Source organism: Acinetobacter sp. NBRC 110496 (assembly GCF_000876115.1).
Lineage (GTDB): Bacteria > Pseudomonadota > Gammaproteobacteria > Pseudomonadales > Moraxellaceae > Acinetobacter.
Window position 1 is genome coordinate 1 of record NZ_BBTF01000130.1, and the last position, 1,548, is coordinate 1,548.

Annotated in this window: 1 protein-coding gene; it reads left to right on the forward strand. The window is 36.0% G+C overall.

Annotated elements, in window-relative coordinates; genetic code table 11:
• Positions 1-40: 40 nt before the first annotated feature.
• Positions 41-1,393: a glutathione-disulfide reductase gene (gene gorA, locus Aba26S_RS20870; protein ID WP_002122354.1), complete on the forward strand. Its 1,353-nt coding sequence runs from the start codon at positions 41-43 to the stop codon at positions 1,391-1,393.
• Positions 1,394-1,548: the final 155 nt, after the last annotated feature.

The following is a 1,548-nucleotide window of genomic DNA, read 5'->3' on the forward strand; positions in this document are numbered from 1 at the left end:
ATCATTAACTTTTTAAATCTAAAAAACAGGAATTTCATTTATGTCTAAACACTATGATTATATTGCGATTGGCGGAGGCAGTGGCGGTATTGCATCAGTCAATCGTGCTGCCATGTATGGTAAGAAATGTGCACTGATAGAAATGGGTGATATTGGTGGAACCTGTGTCAACGTAGGATGTGTTCCTAAAAAAGTGATGTGGTATTCAGCTCAAATTGCCGATGCGATTCATAAATATGGTCCTGACTATGGCTTTAATACAGAATTGAAATCCTTTAACTGGAAGAAATTAGTTGAAAACAGACAAGCCTATATCAGCCGAATACATACATCGTATGACACAGGACTAGCTAAAAATAATGTTGATGTCATTCGAGGTTTTGCAAAATTTTTAGATGCTCAAACAATTGAAGTAAATGGTGAAACGTACACAGCTGACCATATTTTAATTGCTACGGGGACTCAAGCATTCAAACCTGAAATTGAAGGTGCTGAATATGGTATTGATTCCAATGGTTTCTTCGGATTAGAACACTTACCGAAGCGGACTGCTATTGTTGGTTCTGGCTATATTGCTGTGGAATTGGCAGGTGTTCTTAATGCATTGGGTTCGAATGTACAATTATTTATTCGTAAACATCAGCCTTTGCGTGGATTAGATCATTTCCTTGGTAAAACACTATTAGAGAATATGCGCAGTGAAAATATTAACGTGCATACTCATAGTCAGATTAACAAAGTGACTAAAGTTCAAGATAACTCACTTGTATTACACCTAGAAGATGGTACAGAACATAGTGTAGATTGCTTGATTTGGGCAATTGGTAGAAAACCTGCAACTGAAGCGATCAATCTTAATAAGACTCAAGTTCAATTGAACGAGAATCGCTTTATTCATGTTGATGCATATCAAAATACAACACAGTCTGGCATTTATGCAGTGGGTGATATTACAGGTAAAGTCGAGTTAACACCTGTTGCTGTGGCAGCGGGTCGAAGACTGTCTGAACGTTTATTTAACAATAAGCCAAATGAACATTTAGATTATGAAAATATTCCGACTGTGGTGTTTAGTCACCCACCTATTGGAACAGTTGGATTAACCGAAGATCAAGCCATAGAAAAATTTGGTAAAGATGCCATCAAAATTTATAGTTCTTCCTTTACATCCATGTATACAGCGATAACAGAACATCGACAACTCACAAAAATGAAATTAATTTGTGTAGGAACTGATGAGAAAGTGGTCGGAATTCATGGTATTGGATACGGTATGGATGAAATTCTGCAAGGCTTTGCTGTTGCTTTAAAAATGGGAGCAACTAAAAAAGACTTCGATAACACTTTAGCAATTCATCCGACTTCTGCTGAAGAATTCGTCACAATGCGTTAATCATTGATCATCTAAAAGAGCATTTATTTATATATTTGCTCTTATTTTTATATTCTATATCCAAATTATGAACTTTCAACAACTTAGAATTATTAGAGAACTCACTCAACATAATCTCAATTTATCACAAACAGCACATGCTCGGCTTTGTTGCA

Excerpts from the sequence above, each read along its gene's own strand:
- gorA (WP_002122354.1), top strand. The coding sequence starts at position 41 with ATGTCTAAACACTATGATTATATTGCGATTGGCGGAGGCAGTGGCGGT.